The 15,773-nt window shown below is 67.2% G+C and carries 11 protein-coding genes, 2 tRNA genes and 1 pseudogene; 2 read left to right on the top strand and 12 right to left on the bottom strand.

Features of this window, described 5'->3' with window-relative positions:
• Position 1: 1 nt before the first annotated feature.
• The 8 genes from pgaB to FQS62_RS15180 all read right to left on the bottom strand — a co-directional run bounded on the left by pgaB (position 2) and on the right by FQS62_RS15180 (position 8,962).
• Positions 2-1,888, bottom strand: coding sequence for a poly-beta-1,6-N-acetyl-D-glucosamine N-deacetylase PgaB (gene pgaB / locus FQS62_RS15215; protein ID WP_049445727.1), 1,887 nt, complete (start codon positions 1,886-1,888; stop codon positions 2-4).
• Position 1,889: 1 nt separating this feature from the next.
• Positions 1,890-3,917, bottom strand: coding sequence for a poly-beta-1,6 N-acetyl-D-glucosamine export porin PgaA (pgaA, locus tag FQS62_RS15210; protein ID WP_164158917.1), 2,028 nt, complete (start codon positions 3,915-3,917; stop codon positions 1,890-1,892).
• A 341-nt stretch (positions 3,918-4,258) separates the two neighbouring features.
• The gene (locus FQS62_RS15205; protein WP_208043006.1) at positions 4,259-5,464 is read right to left on the bottom strand and encodes a CynX/NimT family MFS transporter; all 1,206 of its coding nucleotides are present in this window, start codon (positions 5,462-5,464) and stop codon (positions 4,259-4,261) included.
• Between the two features lie 221 nt (positions 5,465-5,685).
• Positions 5,686-5,762 (bottom strand) — tRNA-Pro (locus FQS62_RS15200).
• 141 nt (positions 5,763-5,903) lie between these two features.
• Positions 5,904-5,980 (bottom strand) — tRNA-Pro (locus FQS62_RS15195).
• 55 nt (positions 5,981-6,035) lie between these two features.
• On the bottom strand, positions 6,036-6,152 hold the full coding sequence (gene cydX, locus FQS62_RS15190; protein ID WP_005410354.1) for a cytochrome bd-I oxidase subunit CydX: 117 nt from the start codon (positions 6,150-6,152) through the stop codon (positions 6,036-6,038).
• 53 nt (positions 6,153-6,205) lie between these two features.
• Positions 6,206-7,357: a cytochrome d ubiquinol oxidase subunit II gene (gene cydB, locus FQS62_RS15185; RefSeq protein WP_014037846.1), complete on the bottom strand. Its 1,152-nt coding sequence runs from the start codon at positions 7,355-7,357 to the stop codon at positions 6,206-6,208.
• 15 nt (positions 7,358-7,372) lie between these two features.
• Entirely contained in the window at positions 7,373-8,962 is a 1,590-nt protein-coding gene (locus FQS62_RS15180) for a cytochrome ubiquinol oxidase subunit I (RefSeq protein ID WP_049443555.1), read from the bottom strand.
• 229 nt (positions 8,963-9,191) lie between these two features.
• Between FQS62_RS15180 and cydD the strand changes: the two genes are divergently transcribed.
• Both cydD and cydC read left to right on the top strand, forming a co-directional pair.
• A complete protein-coding gene (gene cydD / locus FQS62_RS15175) occupies positions 9,192-10,937 on the top strand; it encodes a thiol reductant ABC exporter subunit CydD (RefSeq protein WP_049451466.1) in 1,746 nt (581 codons plus the stop codon).
• Positions 10,934-12,613, top strand: coding sequence for a thiol reductant ABC exporter subunit CydC (gene cydC, locus FQS62_RS15170; protein ID WP_049447355.1), 1,680 nt, complete (start codon positions 10,934-10,936; stop codon positions 12,611-12,613). The genes cydD and cydC overlap by 4 nt, the downstream gene beginning before the upstream one ends.
• A gap of 92 nt (positions 12,614-12,705) precedes the next feature.
• Here the strand turns inward: cydC and FQS62_RS15165 are convergent, their stop codons facing one another.
• The 4 genes and pseudogenes from FQS62_RS15165 to FQS62_RS15145 form a co-directional block, all read right to left on the bottom strand.
• The gene (locus FQS62_RS15165; protein WP_049447356.1) at positions 12,706-13,050 is read right to left on the bottom strand and encodes a DUF1294 domain-containing protein; all 345 of its coding nucleotides are present in this window, start codon (positions 13,048-13,050) and stop codon (positions 12,706-12,708) included.
• A complete protein-coding gene (locus tag FQS62_RS15160; RefSeq protein WP_208043005.1) occupies positions 13,051-14,163 on the bottom strand; it encodes a homoserine O-acetyltransferase MetX in 1,113 nt (370 codons plus the stop codon).
• A 178-nt stretch (positions 14,164-14,341) separates the two neighbouring features.
• Positions 14,342-15,330 (bottom strand): annotated as a pseudogene (locus tag FQS62_RS15150) (cytochrome C biogenesis protein).
• The gene (locus FQS62_RS15145) at positions 15,324-15,773 is read right to left on the bottom strand and encodes a cytochrome c-type biogenesis protein (protein ID WP_057500200.1); all 450 of its coding nucleotides are present in this window, start codon (positions 15,771-15,773) and stop codon (positions 15,324-15,326) included. The pseudogene FQS62_RS15150 and the gene FQS62_RS15145 overlap by 7 nt, the downstream one beginning before the upstream one ends.

Here is a 15,773-nt window from a genome sequence, read left to right as displayed (position 1 = left end):
GTCACTTCTCCGGGTACGGGAAGTTGCCGGCGGACATCGCCGCGCGGGCATCGCGGGTGGAGGGCTGGTCGGCGATGAAGTCGTCCGGGTACCAGGCGAAGTGGTGCACGCCCTGCGCCTGCAGCTGGCGGATCTGTGCACGCAGGCGCTCGGCGGGAATCGGCTTTCCATTGCGCCAATCGACGGTCTGCAGTTCGAACAGCGTGTGTTGCAGTTGGGGATCGTGCGCGCGCACTGCCGCCAGCAACTGGTCGAGCCAGCGTTCGGGGTGCTTGCTGCCTTCCATCCATGGCATCGCCATCAGTGCGGTCTGGTCGTAGGCCTTGTTGAACAGGTCCAGGCGCTGCGCGAACCAGGCCTCACTCTGCGGGCGGAGTACCGGCTCGGCATACAGGTTGCGTACCGTGGCCAGCTTCGGCCGCCAACGCTGCGCACTGTCGCGCAGGGCCAGGGTGAAGGCGATCAGTGCCTGGGTACGTGCGCTGCCATCTTCACCGGCCGCCAGAGTGGGCAGCTCGGTGTCGCGCAGGTAGCCGTCGTCATGGAACAGCAGACCTTCAAAGTAGGAATTGACCGCCAGATCCTCGTAGCTGTCGAGCATGATCTGCCTGGCCTTCGGGTTGGTGAAATCCAGGCGGTACATGCCGTCGGCATCACCGTTGCGGATCGCCAGCGCCTTTCGCTGCACCGGGTCGGGCAGCTCGAAGCCGAGCACCGGCAGCCACGCGTAGACCTTCACGCCCGCGCGGGATTTCAGCTGCCAGGCGACGCGGCTGAACAGGTCCGCGCGCATCGGCATGTGGCGGTTGGGGAAGTAGAGTGCATCGGCGGTGTTGTTGCCGTCCGGATCGGCGAACGCCTGCAGGTAGACGTGCGTCGGTGCGATGCGCTTGACCCGCTCGATCAGCGCATCCAGATTGCGTGCCTGCTGCGCCGGATCCGGGTCGTACACATCATCGAGGTCGATCTGCAGAGCGCGGATGCCGTCGAGCGCGACATCACGGCGCAGTTCGTAGGCCAGCCCTTCCACGGTCGGGTTGTCGCTCACCAGCAACCGCGCCAACCCGTGCAGGTCACTGGCCACCGGGGTGCTGCGCCCTTCCAGGTCGAATGAGACCGGCATGCCCAGCTGTTCGGCGATCTCGTTGCTCAACCGGTTGTAGGCCGCGTATGGCCAGACAATGGCGCGCGGGCGCACGCCCAGGTGCTGCTCGATGCGCTGCACGCTGCGCGAGAGATCGGCGCGAAGTCGCTGCTCGTATTGCGCCTCGCTCTCGTAGCTTCGCGTGGCTGGGGTGTAGATGCGGGTGACCACGGCGGGCGTCGAATTGCCCTGTGGATTGGCAAGCACGCCGTGGTGCAGGTCGTCGGTATGGCTGGCCACTTCGATCAGACCGCTGTCATGCATCTGCTTCAACTGCGCCCAGGTGACGAAGTCGTCGTGGCCGAATGGGCGGTAGCCGTAGTCGATGGTGCGGCCCGGTGCCATGTCCACATAGTCGGTGATCACCGCTACCAGGGCCGGGTAGTGGTAGGCCCGCAGCAGCGGAAAGGCTTTGTCGTAGACGCTGCGCAGGCCATCGTCGAAGGTCAGCAGCACCGGTTTCGGAGGCAGCGTCGCACGGCCCTGCGAGGCCTCGATCAGCTGTGACAGCGAAACCGGGTGGTATCCATGCGCGCCCAGCCAGTCCAGGTGCGCGGCGAAGTTCTGCGTGCTCACCGCATAGGTATCGGCATCGCCCTTGGCGGCCACCTGGTCGCGGATGTCGTGGTAGCTGAGGATCAGCAGGCCGTTGTCGATCGCATCAAGATGCACGGACTGCTGCGCGAACGCCGGTGGCACGCAGGCCAGCAGCAGGAGCACGATCAGTCGCAGGAAGCGGGTCATGTCAGTCTCCCCAGCGCAGTGCAGCTTCGAAGCCGATATGGCGCTCGCGATGGCCGTCGTACACCGGCCGCGACCAGCGCACGCCATACTCGAACACGCGACCGGGGCCCAGCTGCCACTCGTGCATGTAGGACACCGACGGCACCAACGCACTGCCGAAGCCGTCCTGCCAGTAGTCGCCCAGCGAGACGGTCAGCCGGTGCCGGAAGTGGCGCTCGTAATGGCGCCACAGCTGCTGGTCGATGCGCAGGCCGATCTCGACCATCCGGTCGCGCTTCGGGTTGAAGTAGGGCGCATCGTCGCGGCTGCCACGACTGGTGTAGGCACTGGCCAGGCCATCGACCAACCAGCGGGGGCGGGTCAGCAGGCGCTGTTCGAGGCGGGTGCCGAACAGTTCGCGATGGTTGCCATCGTCATAGCGGAAGCGGCTGGCGCCGAACATCCAGTGCGTGCGTTCGCTGCGCCGGTAGTCCACCTGTGCGCTTACGCTGTCGGCGGTGATGCCGGCCGAGCGTGCCTGCATCGATGCCTCCGGATCATTGCGTGCGGCCACCACGCCGGCATGCCAGTGGTCGTTGAACTGCCAGCCGACGCCGACGCGCAGGCCGGTATCGCCAGTGTGGTCGTTGGCGCGCAATACCGCTGCTTCCGCATCCAGTTGGCCGAAGCGGTAGCGTACGCCTGCGCCCAGCCACAGCGGATCGATACGCTGGTCCTGGAAATCGGTGGAGCGCCGGTCGGCGAGGGCGAACAACCGCCAGCGGTCGTCGAGGATCGGTGTCTCCAGTTCCACGCCGTAGTGGCGATCGTTGTTTCCCAACGGCGAGGTGCCACCGCCACCGGTACTGCGTCCGATGTCGGTCCATGCCTTCAGCTGCCAACCGCGGTGCGCGCGCCAGGCCTGGTCCATGCGTTCGACCGCCGGTTGCGTCGGGTAGCGCGCGATCAGGTCGTCGTGCAGCGGCCGCGCCAGGTCGTCGCGCTGCAGGGCGACGTAGGCCTCCTCCATTCCCAGCCGAGGTTCGATGTCACGCGGGTCCAGCGCGTGGGCCATCTGCTGGCGCTGCAGCGCCCGGCGTGGCCAGCCACGCATCATGTAGACGCTGCCCAGTGCACTCTGCAGGCCGCCGTTGCCCGGCGCGATGTCCACCATCGATTCCAGGTCGTGCTGCGCGGTACCCAGGTCGCCGCTGTAGGCGCGCACCATCGCCAGATTCAGGTCGGCCTCGTAACGTGACCAGTTCGCGTACGGTGATTTGCCGTTGCTCCAGCGCCACGCCGGCGCCTTGTCACGCCAGCCCTGCAGCAGGTCGATCGCCTTTTCCTGCTGCTCGCTCTCCAGGTAGGCATAGGCCAGTTCCGAATGCGAGGCATCGCGTGTCGGGTCGCCGGCCACTGCCGCCTGCAGCACCGGAATGGCCTCTTCCGGATGCAGGGTGGCCATCAGCGAATCGCCGACCGCAGGCAGCACATAGTCGGGCAGGGCATGGCCTTCGGCCTGAAGTGCGCGGGCTTCCTCGCGCACCTGCGCATGGCGGCCCAGGCGGTTGAGCAGGATCAGCCGATCCATGCGGATACGCAGTGGTGCCTGCGAGGATGGGGTGCCTTCGCCGCCAAGGTAGCGCTGCATGCGTGCCAGGGTCGATTCGGCCTCTTCGAGGCGGCTGTCCTCGCTGCTGCTGTAGGCCAGGCTCCAGACCACCAGCTTGGCCAGGTAGTCTCCTTCCAAGCGCTGCTTCTGCGCGGCGTCGAACAGCTGCGGGCGCTGCTGGTAAAGCTCCCACGCGCGCCAGGCGTTGCCGATGTCGCCCAGGGTCAGCACGCGCAGCTTGAACAGCAGGTCGTCATCCGGTTGTTGCTGGCTGGCGCGCTCGATCGCGCCCAGGGCATCCAGCCAGCGCGCCTGGTCGCGGTAGTGACCGATCTCGGCCAGGGCCGCCTCGCGGTCGGGCGGGGCAGCGCTGCTGGCCCAGGCCAGCGCGGTACAGGCAAGGCCGACGCAGAGCGCCAGCCGACGGTGGACAACCATTGGGGACCCCCTTGGCTTCCAAACCAGACAACCTGAAAAATGTGACGCACATCACATGCCAGCTTTTGGCGTGGCCGTGGCCCGCGTCACTCCCTTCGTGCATGCCCGTCCCATCAGGACGGATACAACCCGGACAGCGACCTGCAATGTCTTGTCTGAAACGAGAGTCCCCCGCACACCGAGTGGTGGCCTGGGCGGCGATGCCGCCCCCATGCCCGATGCCGTCACGCGGCAAGGATGGGCATTCACCGGCACTATCCGCCCGGAATTGTCAGTCCGGCGTCAAAATTCCCAGGGTGGCTGACGAGCGGTAGGCGGGGCGGCCTGGTGGCCCCGGCCGGTTACCAGAGATCTTCCAGTTTCCGCGGCTTGCAGGCCACCCACGAGGCGCACAGCATCAGCATGGCGCAGCCGAACAGGAAGCTGAACGGGAGGGTCCAGCCGTCGCTGACCGTGTGCAGCCAGCCGACCAGGAACGGGCCCAGGCAGCTGAAGCTGTAGCCCACGCCCTGCATGAACCCGGACAGCGCCGCCGAGCCGGTGGGGGTGCGGGTGCGCAGGTTGATCAGGGTCAGCGCCAGCGGGAAGGTGGACGGACCGACGCCGAGCAGGCAGGCCCACAACAGCGGCGCCTTCATGGGGGCGAGCAGCAGGCCGGTGAAGGCGATCACGAACGAGAAGAAGCCGATCAGCACCAGCGGGAACGGGTTCTGCAGGCGCACCGCCATCGACGGAATGACCAGCGACGGCAGCAGGCCCAAGGCCGAGAACACGGCCACCATCACACCGCCGAACGCGGGCGTGCCACCGGCCTCGACCACGATGCGCGGCAGCCAGGTGAACATCGAATAGGTCATCAGCGAGGTCATGCCGAACATCAGCGTCATGCTCCAGCCCAGCGACGTGCGCCAGACCTTGCCGTGCGGCTGCGCAGCGGGATCGCTGGCATCCGCCTGCGGCTTCGGCGCACGCCTGGCCAGCAGCAGCCAGGGAAGCGCAGCGGCCAGCGCCAGCAGCGCCCACATGCCCAGCGACACGCGCCAGCCTGCAGCGTTGGCCACCGGCACCGCAAGCAGGGCCGGCAGCATCGTGCCCAGCTGCAGCACGCTGATGTACAGCGTGCTCATGGTGCCGACCTTGTTGGCGAAGTAACGCTTCACCAGCGGCGGCACCACCACGTTGCCGATGCCCATGCCGGCAAGTGCCACCACCGAACCGAGCAGCAGCGTGCCGACGTTGCCGGCGCTGGAGCGCAGCAGCAGGCCGGCCATCGCCATCACCATCGCCAGCAGGGTGGTGCGTTCCAGGCCAAGGCGCCGCGCCAGCGCCGGCGTGGCCACGCCGAACAGTGCGAACGAGGCGGTCGGCAGCATGCCCAGCACGCCGGTCATGGTGGTGCCGAAGCCGAACTGCTGGCCCAGTACGTCGAGTAGCGGGGTGATCGAGGTGACTGCGGTACGCAGGTTGATCGCCGCAAGCAGGATGGCGGCGAACGCCAGCACGCGTCCGTGCAGCAGCGACGGCGAATCGGAAGTGGAGGAACTCATCGGTGGTCCTTGCAGGTGTCGCATGCCGCAGCAACGGCATGCAGCGCCGGCATCGGTCTACGCCGAAGCGGCAGGTGGGGGAGTGGCTGCGTGCAGGCCGGCAGCGCGGCCCATTGTACGTGTGCGGTCCGGCAAGGTCCCGTCATGCGGGCGTGCCGGGCGCCGGATACAAAAAAACCCGGAGGACTGTCGTCTTCCAGGCTTCTTGGTGACCACCGAAGTGGTCGGGGAGACAGGATTCGAACCTGCGACCTCTACGTCCCGAACGTAGCGCTCTACCAGACTGAGCTACACCCCGAAGGGAGCCGCCTATTCTAGCGATTCACCCCGATGGCGGCAAGGGGTGAATGCTGTTTTCTTCACACTGCCGAAGCAGTGCCACTTCAGGGAACAAAAAAAGCCTGGACGACTTCACCAGGCTTGAATGCGACCACCTGAGTGGTCGGGGAGACAGGATTCGAACCTGCGACCTCTACGTCCCGAACGTAGCGCTCTACCAGACTGAGCTACACCCCGAAGGAGCCGCCTAAGATACCGTGTGAAGGCCCAGGCGGCAAGGTTTTTTTACAGCTCAGCGACGATTTTCTTTCTCGATGCGGTTCTGCTCGCGGGCTTCGAACCACATGCCGTTGAGGATGGCCACCGTCGAGGCGAGGCCGGCGCCGAGAATCCAGGCGAAATACCACATGGTCAATCTCCTTTGTTCAAGGGTGTGCCGACCGTGGGCCGGCACACCGGCAATCAGTAAGCGTTCGGGTTGTTGCCCATCTCTTCGGTGGTGGTCTTGCCCTTCAGCACGCGGTACACCCAGGTGGTGTAACCGATGATGATCGGCAGGAACACCGCCGTGGCCAGCAGCATGATCCACAGGGTCAGGTGGCTGGACGAGGCATCCCACACGGTCAGGCTGGAGGTGGGCTGGCTCGAGGACGGCAGCAGGAACGGGAAGATGGCGAAGCCGACGGTCAGGATGATGCCGGCGATGGCCGCACCGGAGGCGATGAAGGCCAGGCCGCCGCGACGGGCACGCAGCAGCACCGCACTGGCCAGCAGGCCGGCCAGGCCGAGCAGCGGGGCCAGGATCGTGGCCGGCATCGTGCTGTAGTTGCGCATCCAGCCACCGGCGGCGCCCAGTTCGGCGGTCTTCAGCAGCGGATTGGTGGCGCCATCGGTGACCACCTGCGAGGTGATCTGGTAACCCGGCAGGCCGAAGGCCACCCAGGCGCCACCGACGGCGAACAGCACGAAGGCGATGATCGCGGCGATGCTGCCGAAGCGGGCCGCACGCTCGGCCACCGGGCCATCGGTCTTCAGCACCAGCATGGCGGCACCGTGGGCGACCAGCATCGACACGCTGAGCAGGCCGGCCAGAAGCGCGAAGGGCATCAGCAGGCCGAAGAACGAGCCGGTGTAGAAGATGCGCATGCTGTCATCGAAGTGGAACGGCACGCCCAACACCACGTTGCCCACTGCCACGCCCATGATCAGCGCCGGGATGAAGCCGCCGATGAACAGCGCCCAGTCCCAGGTGTTGCGCCAGCGCTCGCTGGGCATCTTGCTGCGGAACTTGAAGCCGACCGGACGCAGGATCAGGGCGAACAGGATCACGAACATCGCCAGGTAGAACCCGGAGAAGCTGACCGCATACAGCGGTGGCCAGGCGGCGAAGATCGCACCGCCACCGAGCACCAGCCACACCTGGTTGCCTTCCCAGACCGGGCCGATGGTGTTGATCACCAGCCGGCGCTCGGCATCGTTGCGGGCGACGAAGGGCAGCAGGGTGCCCACGCCCAGGTCGAAACCATCCATCACGGCGAAACCGATCAGCAGGATGCCGAGCAGCAACCACCAGATCACGCGCAGCGTGGTGTAGTCCAGAAGAATGAAATCCATCTTGGTTCTCCTGCCTCAGGCCTGGCCGGCGGCCGGCGCCGAGGCATTGTGGGAAGCATGCGGCTGGGGCGACTGCAGCGACGGCAGCACCTCGTCCGGACCCTTGCGGATCGCCTTGAGCATTAGCTTGATCTCGACCACGATCAGCGCGGTGTAGATCGCGGTGAAGCCGGCCAGGGTCAGCACGATTTCATGCAGGGCCAGGCCCGATGCTGCATAGAAGGTCGGCAGCACGCCGTCGACCGCCCACGGCTGGCGACCGTATTCGGCCACGAACCAGCCACATTCGATTGCGATCCACGGTGCCGGCAGCGTCCACAGGGCCAGGCGCAGGAACCAGCGCTTGTCCTGGAAGTTGTTGCGGCAGGAGTAGTAGAAGGCCAGCGCGAAGAAGGCGATCAGGTAGAAGCCCAAGCCGGCCATCACGCGGAAGGTCCAGAACAGCGGCATCACGCGCGGCACGGTGTCCATCGCCGCCTGCGAGATCTCCTGCGGGGTGGCGTTGAGGATGTCATCGCGGTAGCGCTTGAGCAGCAGGCCATGGCCCAGGTCCTGCCAATGGCGGTCGAACATCTCGCGCGCTTCAACGTCGTTCTTGTTCGCGCGCAGGCGTTCCAGCGCACCGTAGGCCAGCTGGCCGCCGCGCACGCGGTGCTCGGCGCGCTCGACCAGTTCCAGGATGCCCGGGATCGGCTGGTTCAACGAACGGGTGGCGATCAGGCCCATCAGGTACGGGATTTTCACCGCGTAGTCGTTCTGGTGGGTTTCCTGGTTCGGGATGCCGAAGGCGGTGAAGTCGGCCGGTGCACGCTCGGTCTCCCACATCGCTTCGATCGCGGCCAGCTTCATCTTCTGGTGTTCGCTGGCGGCGTAACCGCTCTCGTCACCCAGCACCACCACCGACAGCGACGACAGCAGGCCGAAGGCTGCGGCCACCGCGAACGAACGACGGGCCAGGTCCTTGTGCTTGTTGCGCAGCAGGAACAGGGCGCTGATCGCCATCACGAACACCGCGCCGGTCACGTACCCGGCGCTGACGGTATGCACGAACTTGGCCTGCGCCACCGGGTTGAACACCACGGCCATGAAGTCGACGACTTCCATGCGCATGGTTTCCGGGTTGAACACCGCGCCGGTCGGGTTCTGCATCCAGCCGTTGGCGATCAGGATCCAGATCGCCGACAGATTGGTGCCCAGCGCCATCAGCCAGGTCACCATCAGGTGCTTGACCTTGCTCAGGCGGTTCCAGCCGAAGAAGAACAGGCCGACGAAGGTGGCTTCCAGGAAGAACGCCATCAGGCCTTCGATCGCCAGCGGCGCACCGAAGATGTCACCCACGTAGTGGCTGTAGTAGGACCAGTTCATGCCGAACTGGAATTCCATGACGATGCCGGTGGCAACGCCCATGGCGAAGTTGATGCCGAACAGGACGCCCCAGAACAGGGTCATCCTGCGCCAGATCTCCTTGCCGGTCATCACATAGACGCTCTCCATGATGGCCACCATGAACGACAGGCCAAGCGTGAGCGGGACGAATAGGAAGTGGTACATCGCGGTCAGAGCGAATTGCAGCCGCGACAGTTCTACGACTGTCTGATCAATCATGGCCTGGCTACCTCGTTGGATAGTGCCGTTGCAGGTGGCGGGAAGGGTGGTCTACGACGTGAATGATGTGACCGACTACTTCAAACAGCCTTGATCCAGATCAATGTATGAACAGGTGCCCCGGTTGATCGTATGCCAACCTGATGAAGACTGCGACCGCCGGCCGCAGGGGCGGGCTGTTGCCTGCGCCTACAATGCCGTGTCTCCCCCGTTGCCCGTGAAGACCCCCTTGAGCGCTGCCGAAACGACCCCTGACGGCCTTTCCCCGGAAGCTGAAACCGCCCGCCAGCGGCGTGTTCGTACGGCCTGGCTGGCCGATCTGGCACGGTCCGCCCGGGGCCGCCAGCGGCTGGCGGCGGTGTGCATCAGCCTGTCCGGCGGGTTGCTGGTCGGGCAGGCTGCGGCCATTGCCTGGTTGGTGCAGACGGTGCTGGTGGAGCGCGCACCGCTGGCGTCGGGTCTGCCGGTGCTCGCTGGACTGGCCGTGATCCTGGTGCTGCGCACGCTGCTGGGCAGTACCAGCCAGGCGGCTGCCGGTGATGTGGCGGATGCCGCGCGATTGGCGTTGCGCGAGCGTGTGTTCGCGCGTCTGCTCGGCCATGGGCCGCTGTGGCTGCGCCAGCGCCGCACCGGCGAGCTGGGCGAGCTGATGCTGCATCACGGCGACGCGATTGAAAGCTACTACAGCGGCTTCCTGCCGGTGCGCACCGAAGTGGTGGTGGTGCCCCTGCTGATCCTGGCCGCGGTAGCCTGGGTGGACTGGGTGGTGGCGTTGATCCTGCTGTTCACCGCACCGCTGGTGCCGTTCTTCATGATGCTGGTGGGCTGGGGCGCCGAAGCCGCCGGCCGTGCGCAACTGGGCGAGCTGGCGCGGATGAGCGGCCACTTCGCCGACCGCATCAAGGGCCTGGGCCTGCTACGCCTGTATGGCCGTGGCGAGGCCGAACTGGAAGGTATCGAGGCGGCTGCAGAAGGCGTACGCGTGCGCACCCTGAAGGTGCTGCGCATCGCCTTCCTGTCGTCCACGGTGCTGGAGTTCTTCGCCTCGGTGAGCGTGGCGATGGTCGCGCTGTACCTGGGCTTGAGCTACCTGGGCATGATGTCGCTGCACTCGACGGTGCCGACCCTGGGCGCGGGCCTGTTCTGCCTGCTGCTGGCGCCGGAGTTCTATGCGCCGCTGCGGCGTTTGGCTGCGCACTACCATGACCGCGCCAACGCACTGGCAGCGGCGGCCGAGGTTGAGCGTCTGCTGCAGTCGTTGCCGGACGAGCAGGGCCTGATCGAGAACGAGGTTGCACCGCTGGCGGTGGAGCCGGCCGAGGCCGCGTTGCCGCCGTTGCGGGCGCAGGGGCTGGTACTGCGCCCATTGGGCGCCCCCCACGATGTGCTGCAGGATCTGGATGTACTGCTGGAACCGGGCCAGCGGCTGGCCCTGGTCGGTCCCAGCGGATCCGGCAAAAGCACGCTGCTGGAAGCACTGGCCGGTTGGTTGCCGCCGCGTGCCGGCAAGCTGCAGTTGCGGCCCGGCGTGCAGGTGGCCTATGCGAGCCAGCGACCGTACCTGTTCCATGGCAGCATCGCCGACAACCTGCGCCTGGCCGATCCCGGTGCCAGCGATGCGCGCCTGCGCGCGGTGGCCGAGGCCTCGCAGGTGCTGCAGTTCGCGCAGCGCCTGCCGCAGGGCCTGGATACGGTGATCGGCGAACGCGGCTTTGGCCTGTCCGGTGGCGAAGCGCGCCGTATCGGCCTGGCCCGCCTGTTGCTGCGCGACCCGCAGGTGCTGCTGCTGGACGAACCCACCGCGTTCCTCGATGCCGATACCGAAGCGGCGCTGCTGCGCAGCCTGGCAGCCTATGCACGTGGACGCAGCGTAGTGGTTGCCACCCACAGCCCGGCGGTGATCGCCTGGGCCGACCGTTGCCTGCTGTTGCCGGAAGGCCGGCTGGTGGAACCGGCACAGGCGGTGCGCGCATGAGTCGTTCGCCTGATTCGCTGCGCGCGGTGTTTCTGCGCCATCGTCCGCGCCTGCTGCTGACCGTGCTGCTGCTGTGGATCACGATGCTGGCCGGCACCGCCCTGCTGGGCCTGTCCGGTGGTTTCCTTACTGCGGCCGCGCTGGCAGGTGCTGCGGGCCTCGGCCAAGGCTTCAATTTCTTCTCGCCCTCGGCCGGCATCCGTGGCCTGACCATGGCGCGCATCTTGTCGCGCTACTTCGAAAAGCTGGTCGGCCACGACGCTACCTTGCGCATCGCCCGCGACCTGCGTGTGTGGTTCTTCCGCCGCGCGCTGCCGCTGGCGCCGGCACGGCTGGGTGCTACGCGCACCGGCGAGCTGCTGGCGCGCCTGCTGGGGGACATCGGCGAAGTGGATGGGCTGCTGGTGCGTGCGATCGGGCCGCTGGTGGCGCTGGGCGCGCTGTCACTGGTGGCGGTCGCCTCGGCAGCGCTGATCCTGCCCTCGGCAGCGGTACTGCTGGCGGTGCTGGCGCTGCTGATCGCCTTCGGTGTGCCGTGGCTGGGCGTGCGTGGTCGTGACGATGAGGAGGCCGACCGCGCCGCGCATCGCGCTGCCCTGCGTACCGTGGCCTTCGAAGGACTGGAAGGCGCGGGTGATCTGGCTGCGCTGCACGCCGATGCGGCGTGGCAGCTGAAGGTACGCGTGGCCGCCAAGCAGCTGGCTTCGCGGGATCGTCGTCGGCGCTGGCGCCTGATCGCGGCCTCGACCCTGCATGGCCTGGTGGCCGGGATGGGCCTGGTGGCGATGCTGGCATTGGCCCTGCATGCGGCCGAACAGCAGCGCATCGCGCCGGAAATGGCGGCGGGGCTGGTGTTCCTCACTGTGGCGCTGATCGAGCTGTGGGCGGGCATGGGCCTGGCCTGGCAGTCGCTGCAGTCCGGGCGCATCGCCGCCGGTCGCCTGCAGGCCATCGTCGAGCAACCGCCGACGGTGGACGATCCGCTGGCACCGCAGGCGGTGCCACAGTCCGCGCGCGTGCATTGGGATGACGTGCATTTCCAGTGGCCGGGTGCTGCGCGGCCGGTGTTGTGCGGCCTGCAGCTGACCCTGGCGCCGGGCGAGCGCATCGCGATTCGCGGTGACAGCGGCAGTGGCAAGACCACGCTGTCGAGCCTGCTGCTGCGGCTGTGGGATCCGCAGCAGGGACGGCTGACCTACGGTGGCCGCGATCTGCGTGATTTCGCCCAGGCCGACTGGCACCGGCAACTGGCGTGGCTGCCGCAGAACGCGCCGGTGTTTGCCGGCAGCGTGGCCGAGAACCTGCGATTGGGTGATTCCGACGCCAGTGACGCAGCGTTGTGGGCGGTGTTGCGTCGCGTGCGCCTGGGCGAATGGGCCGAGCGCAACGGTGGCCTGCAGACCTGGGTGGGCGAGAACGGCGCGACGATGTCGGCCGGCCAGGCACGACGTCTGGCGCTGGCGCGCGCACTGCTGCGTAATGCGCCGATCCTGCTGCTGGACGAACCGACCGAAGGCCTGGACGTGGACACCGCACGTGCGTTGCTGCAGGACCTTTCCGGGTTGCTGGACGGACGCAGCCTGCTGATCATCACCCACGACGACCTGCCCGAAGGCGTGGTCGATGCGCAGTACCGGTTGCGTGATGGGGTGTTGGTGCGCGAAGTGCTTCGGTAGATGCCGACCTTGGTCGGCACATCCACGCATGGCGTGGATCTACTGTAGAGCCGAGCCCATGCTCGGCTTCGGAAGCAAGTCAGCCGAGCCGGTCAATGGGAAAACTCGCGCAGCATCACCGCGATCGAGGCCACGTTGGCCAGCACGCACAGCCAGAACACCCACTGGAACGCGGCCTTGCGGTGCTTGTGGCGGAACATCGCCTGGCCCAGCAGCGCGCCGGGCCAACCGCCGGCAAAGGCCAGCAACTGCAATGTACGCTCGGGAATACGCCATTGCTTTCGCTGTGCCGCGCGCTTGTCGTGGCCATACAGCCCGAACGACACCGCGCTGCCCAGCAGGCACCAGCCACCCAGCCACAGCGGCAGCACACCGCTGATCATCAAGGCGGCCAGCGCGCCGAATGCGGCCAGCGCGAGATTACGCCGCCACGCCACTTACAGTGCGTCGAGGAAGCCGCGCACGGCCGGACCGAAACGCTCGAAATCGACGAGGAAGGCGTCGTGGCCCTGTGGCGATTCCAGGCCGATGAAGCGGGCATCGGCGCCGCCGGCGCGCAGGCCATCGGCGACCTGTTGCTGCTGCTGCACCGGGAACAGGATGTCGGTGTTGGCGCCGATCGCCAGCGCCTTTTCCACCCGGATCTTCGCCAGGCCGGCCAGCACATCGCCATCGGCGTACTCGGCCAGATCGAACCAGTCCATCGAACGGCTCAGGTACAGGTAGCAGTTCGGATCGAAGAAGCGCACGAAACGCCGTGCGTGGCCTTCCAGATAGCTTTCCACCTGGAATTCGAGGCCGAACGGATCGTCGTCGGCCTGGTCCGAATCCAGCCGCACGCGGCCGAAGCGGCCATCCCATTCCAGTGCGGAGCGGTAAGTGATCACGCCCAGCTTGCGCGCCATGCGCATGCCGGACTCGGGGTATTCGGCATCGTCGTAGTGGCCACCATTCCAGCGCGGATCAAGACGGATCGCCTCGCGCTGCAGTGAACGGATCGCGATCGAGAACGGCAGCGCCTGCGCACTACCAGAAATGTTGACGTGGCTGCGCGCGATGCCCGGTTGCAGCATCAGCACGGCCAGCGCGGTCATGCCGCCCATCGAATTGCCGACCACACAGGCCAGCTGCTCGATGCCCAGTGCCCGCACGACTTCGATCGCGGCGCGTGCGCCGTCTTCGATCGACAGCTCGGGGAAGTCGAGGCGATACGGTTCACCCGTGGCCGGATTGAGCGAGGCCGGACCGGTCGAACCCTTGCAGCTGCCCAGCGAGTTCACGCAGACCACGAACCAGCGGTCGGTATCGATCGCCTTGCCGGGGCCGACCATCCCTTCCCACCAGCCCGCTGCCGGGTTGGCGTCGTTGGCTGCCGCGTGTGCATCCGGCGACAGGCCGGTCACGATCAGGATCGCGTTACTGGCGTCGGCCGCCAGTGTTCCCCAGGTTTCATAGGCCACGCGCGCGCTGTGCAGGGCGCCGCCGCGCTTGAACGGGAAGGGCGAGGGCAGGGCGTGGAAGCGGGTGCCGGGCGGGATGAATTCGGTCATGCAGGCATTCTAGCGGGGCCGCATGTGGAGCTGGCGACACGCTGGTTTCCATCGGCGATGCACCCGGACCGGATCGTCACATTCACGCATGGCGCGGATCTACTGTAGAGCCGAGCCCATGCTCGGCTGCCGTTGGTTTCCCAGCATTCCGCAGCCGAGCATGGCTCGGCTCTACGGGTCAAGGGAACCGCAGCTCCACCACGCCCTCATGCGGCAGGCTCACCTTCACCGGAACGCTCTGCAGGTCATCCTCGCTGCGGTTGGCGCTGCCGGTGCGCGAGATGCGTGCCAGCACTTCCACCTCACGATGGGCCGACAGCGGTGCGGTCGGCATCGGGCTGTCACCGTCGCCCAGCCCGACCGTGGCCGGGAAACCGGCCAAGGGCAGCTTGCGCGCGGCCACCGGCATCGGCGGTCCGCCCACGGCGCGGGCCAGTACGAACACCTGGGTGCTGGCGGGCCAAACGGCGTTCTTCAGCGCAGGCAGCTGCACACGCACCTGCAGCAGCGCTGCTGGCGCCGCAGCGGCAGCATCGGCGCCTGGCCGGCGGCCTCGCGGGCGATGGCGATCTGCGCCTGCAGCGCCTGTGCGGCCCCGGGTTCCAGGCGCGGCAGCAAGCCGCTCCAGACGTCGGCAGCCTCGGCATTCTTTCCGCGCTGGCGCAGGGCGATACCCAGCAGCCAGCTGGCGCGCTCGGCATCGGGCGCCAGCGCACGAGCCTGCTGCAGCCAGGCCATTGCGGTGTCATCGAACTGCTTGCCGGCATCGGCCTGCGCACGTGCCTGTGCCGCTTCCACCAGCACGCCGGGGTCTTCCGGGGCGAGAGTGGCGGCCCGCGCGAACGCGTCCGCCGCAGCTGAGGCATTGCCCAGTTCGGCCTGCGACCGGCCCAGCAGCGCCCAACCATCGGCCCGCTGCGGGTCACGCTTCAGTGCATCCTGCAGGGCCTGCACGCCATCGCGCAGGGTGGCTACCGAAGGCGTCGGTTGCACCTGTGCTGCACGCGGATCACCGACCAGCAGATACAGGCAGGCACCGGCCACGCCCAGTGCGAACACGCCGACCACGAAGCCGCGGCGGCCAGAGTGGCGCAGCGGCGACAGCACCAGCACTGCTATCAACGCAGCAACCAGACCGGCCAGCACCGGCAGCCAATGGCTCACCATCCGTCTCCTTCATCGGCCTTGCCGGCCGCTGCGGCGCCAACCGTACGGCCACGGCGGCGGACGATGCCCAGCACCACCAGAGCACCCGCACCGAGCATCAGCAGGGGACCGCCCCACAGCAGCCAGGTACCCGGCTGCAATGGTGGCTGGTAGAGCACGAACTCCCCGTAGCGCGCGACCAGGAACTGCTTGATCTGCGCGTCGTCGTGGCCCTGCTGCATCAGCTGCAGCACTTCGCGGCGCAGGTCCTGCGCGATCTGCGCGTTGGAATCGGCCAGCGACTGGTTCTGGCACTGCACGCAGCGCAGCTGCGCGGCCAGGTCGTGAAAGCGGCGTTCTTCGGCGCCATCGCGGAACTGCAGCGGCTGCGGATCGTGCAGCGGCTGCTGTGCCACCGCGGCCAGCGGCAGCATCAGAAGCAGCAGCGCCAGCAGCCAGCGCAT

It is taken from the genome of Stenotrophomonas sp. SBJS02 (genome assembly GCF_020428325.2).
Taxonomy (GTDB): domain Bacteria; phylum Pseudomonadota; class Gammaproteobacteria; order Xanthomonadales; family Xanthomonadaceae; genus Stenotrophomonas; species Stenotrophomonas africana.
Note: the sequence above shows the minus strand (reverse complement) of the source record. Positions and strands in the feature narration are given on the sequence as shown.

Excerpts from the sequence above, each read along its gene's own strand:
- cydC (WP_049447355.1), top strand. The coding sequence starts at position 10,934 with ATGAGTCGTTCGCCTGATTCGCTGCGCGCGGTGTTTCTGCGCCATCGT.
- FQS62_RS15145 (WP_057500200.1), bottom strand. The coding sequence starts at position 15,773 with ATGCGCTGGCTGCTGGCGCTGCTGCTTCTGATGCTGCCGCTGGCCGCG.
- pgaA (WP_164158917.1), bottom strand. The coding sequence starts at position 3,917 with ATGGTTGTCCACCGTCGGCTGGCGCTCTGCGTCGGCCTTGCCTGTACC.
- FQS62_RS15205 (WP_208043006.1), bottom strand. The coding sequence starts at position 5,464 with ATGAGTTCCTCCACTTCCGATTCGCCGTCGCTGCTGCACGGACGCGTG.
- cydB (WP_014037846.1), bottom strand. The coding sequence starts at position 7,357 with ATGGATTTCATTCTTCTGGACTACACCACGCTGCGCGTGATCTGGTGG.
- cydX (WP_005410354.1), bottom strand. The coding sequence starts at position 6,152 with ATGTGGTATTTCGCCTGGATTCTCGGCGCCGGCCTCGCCTCGACGGTG.
- FQS62_RS15180 (WP_049443555.1), bottom strand. The coding sequence starts at position 8,962 with ATGATTGATCAGACAGTCGTAGAACTGTCGCGGCTGCAATTCGCTCTG.
- FQS62_RS15160 (WP_208043005.1), bottom strand. The coding sequence starts at position 14,163 with ATGACCGAATTCATCCCGCCCGGCACCCGCTTCCACGCCCTGCCCTCG.
- pgaB (WP_049445727.1), bottom strand. The coding sequence starts at position 1,888 with ATGACCCGCTTCCTGCGACTGATCGTGCTCCTGCTGCTGGCCTGCGTG.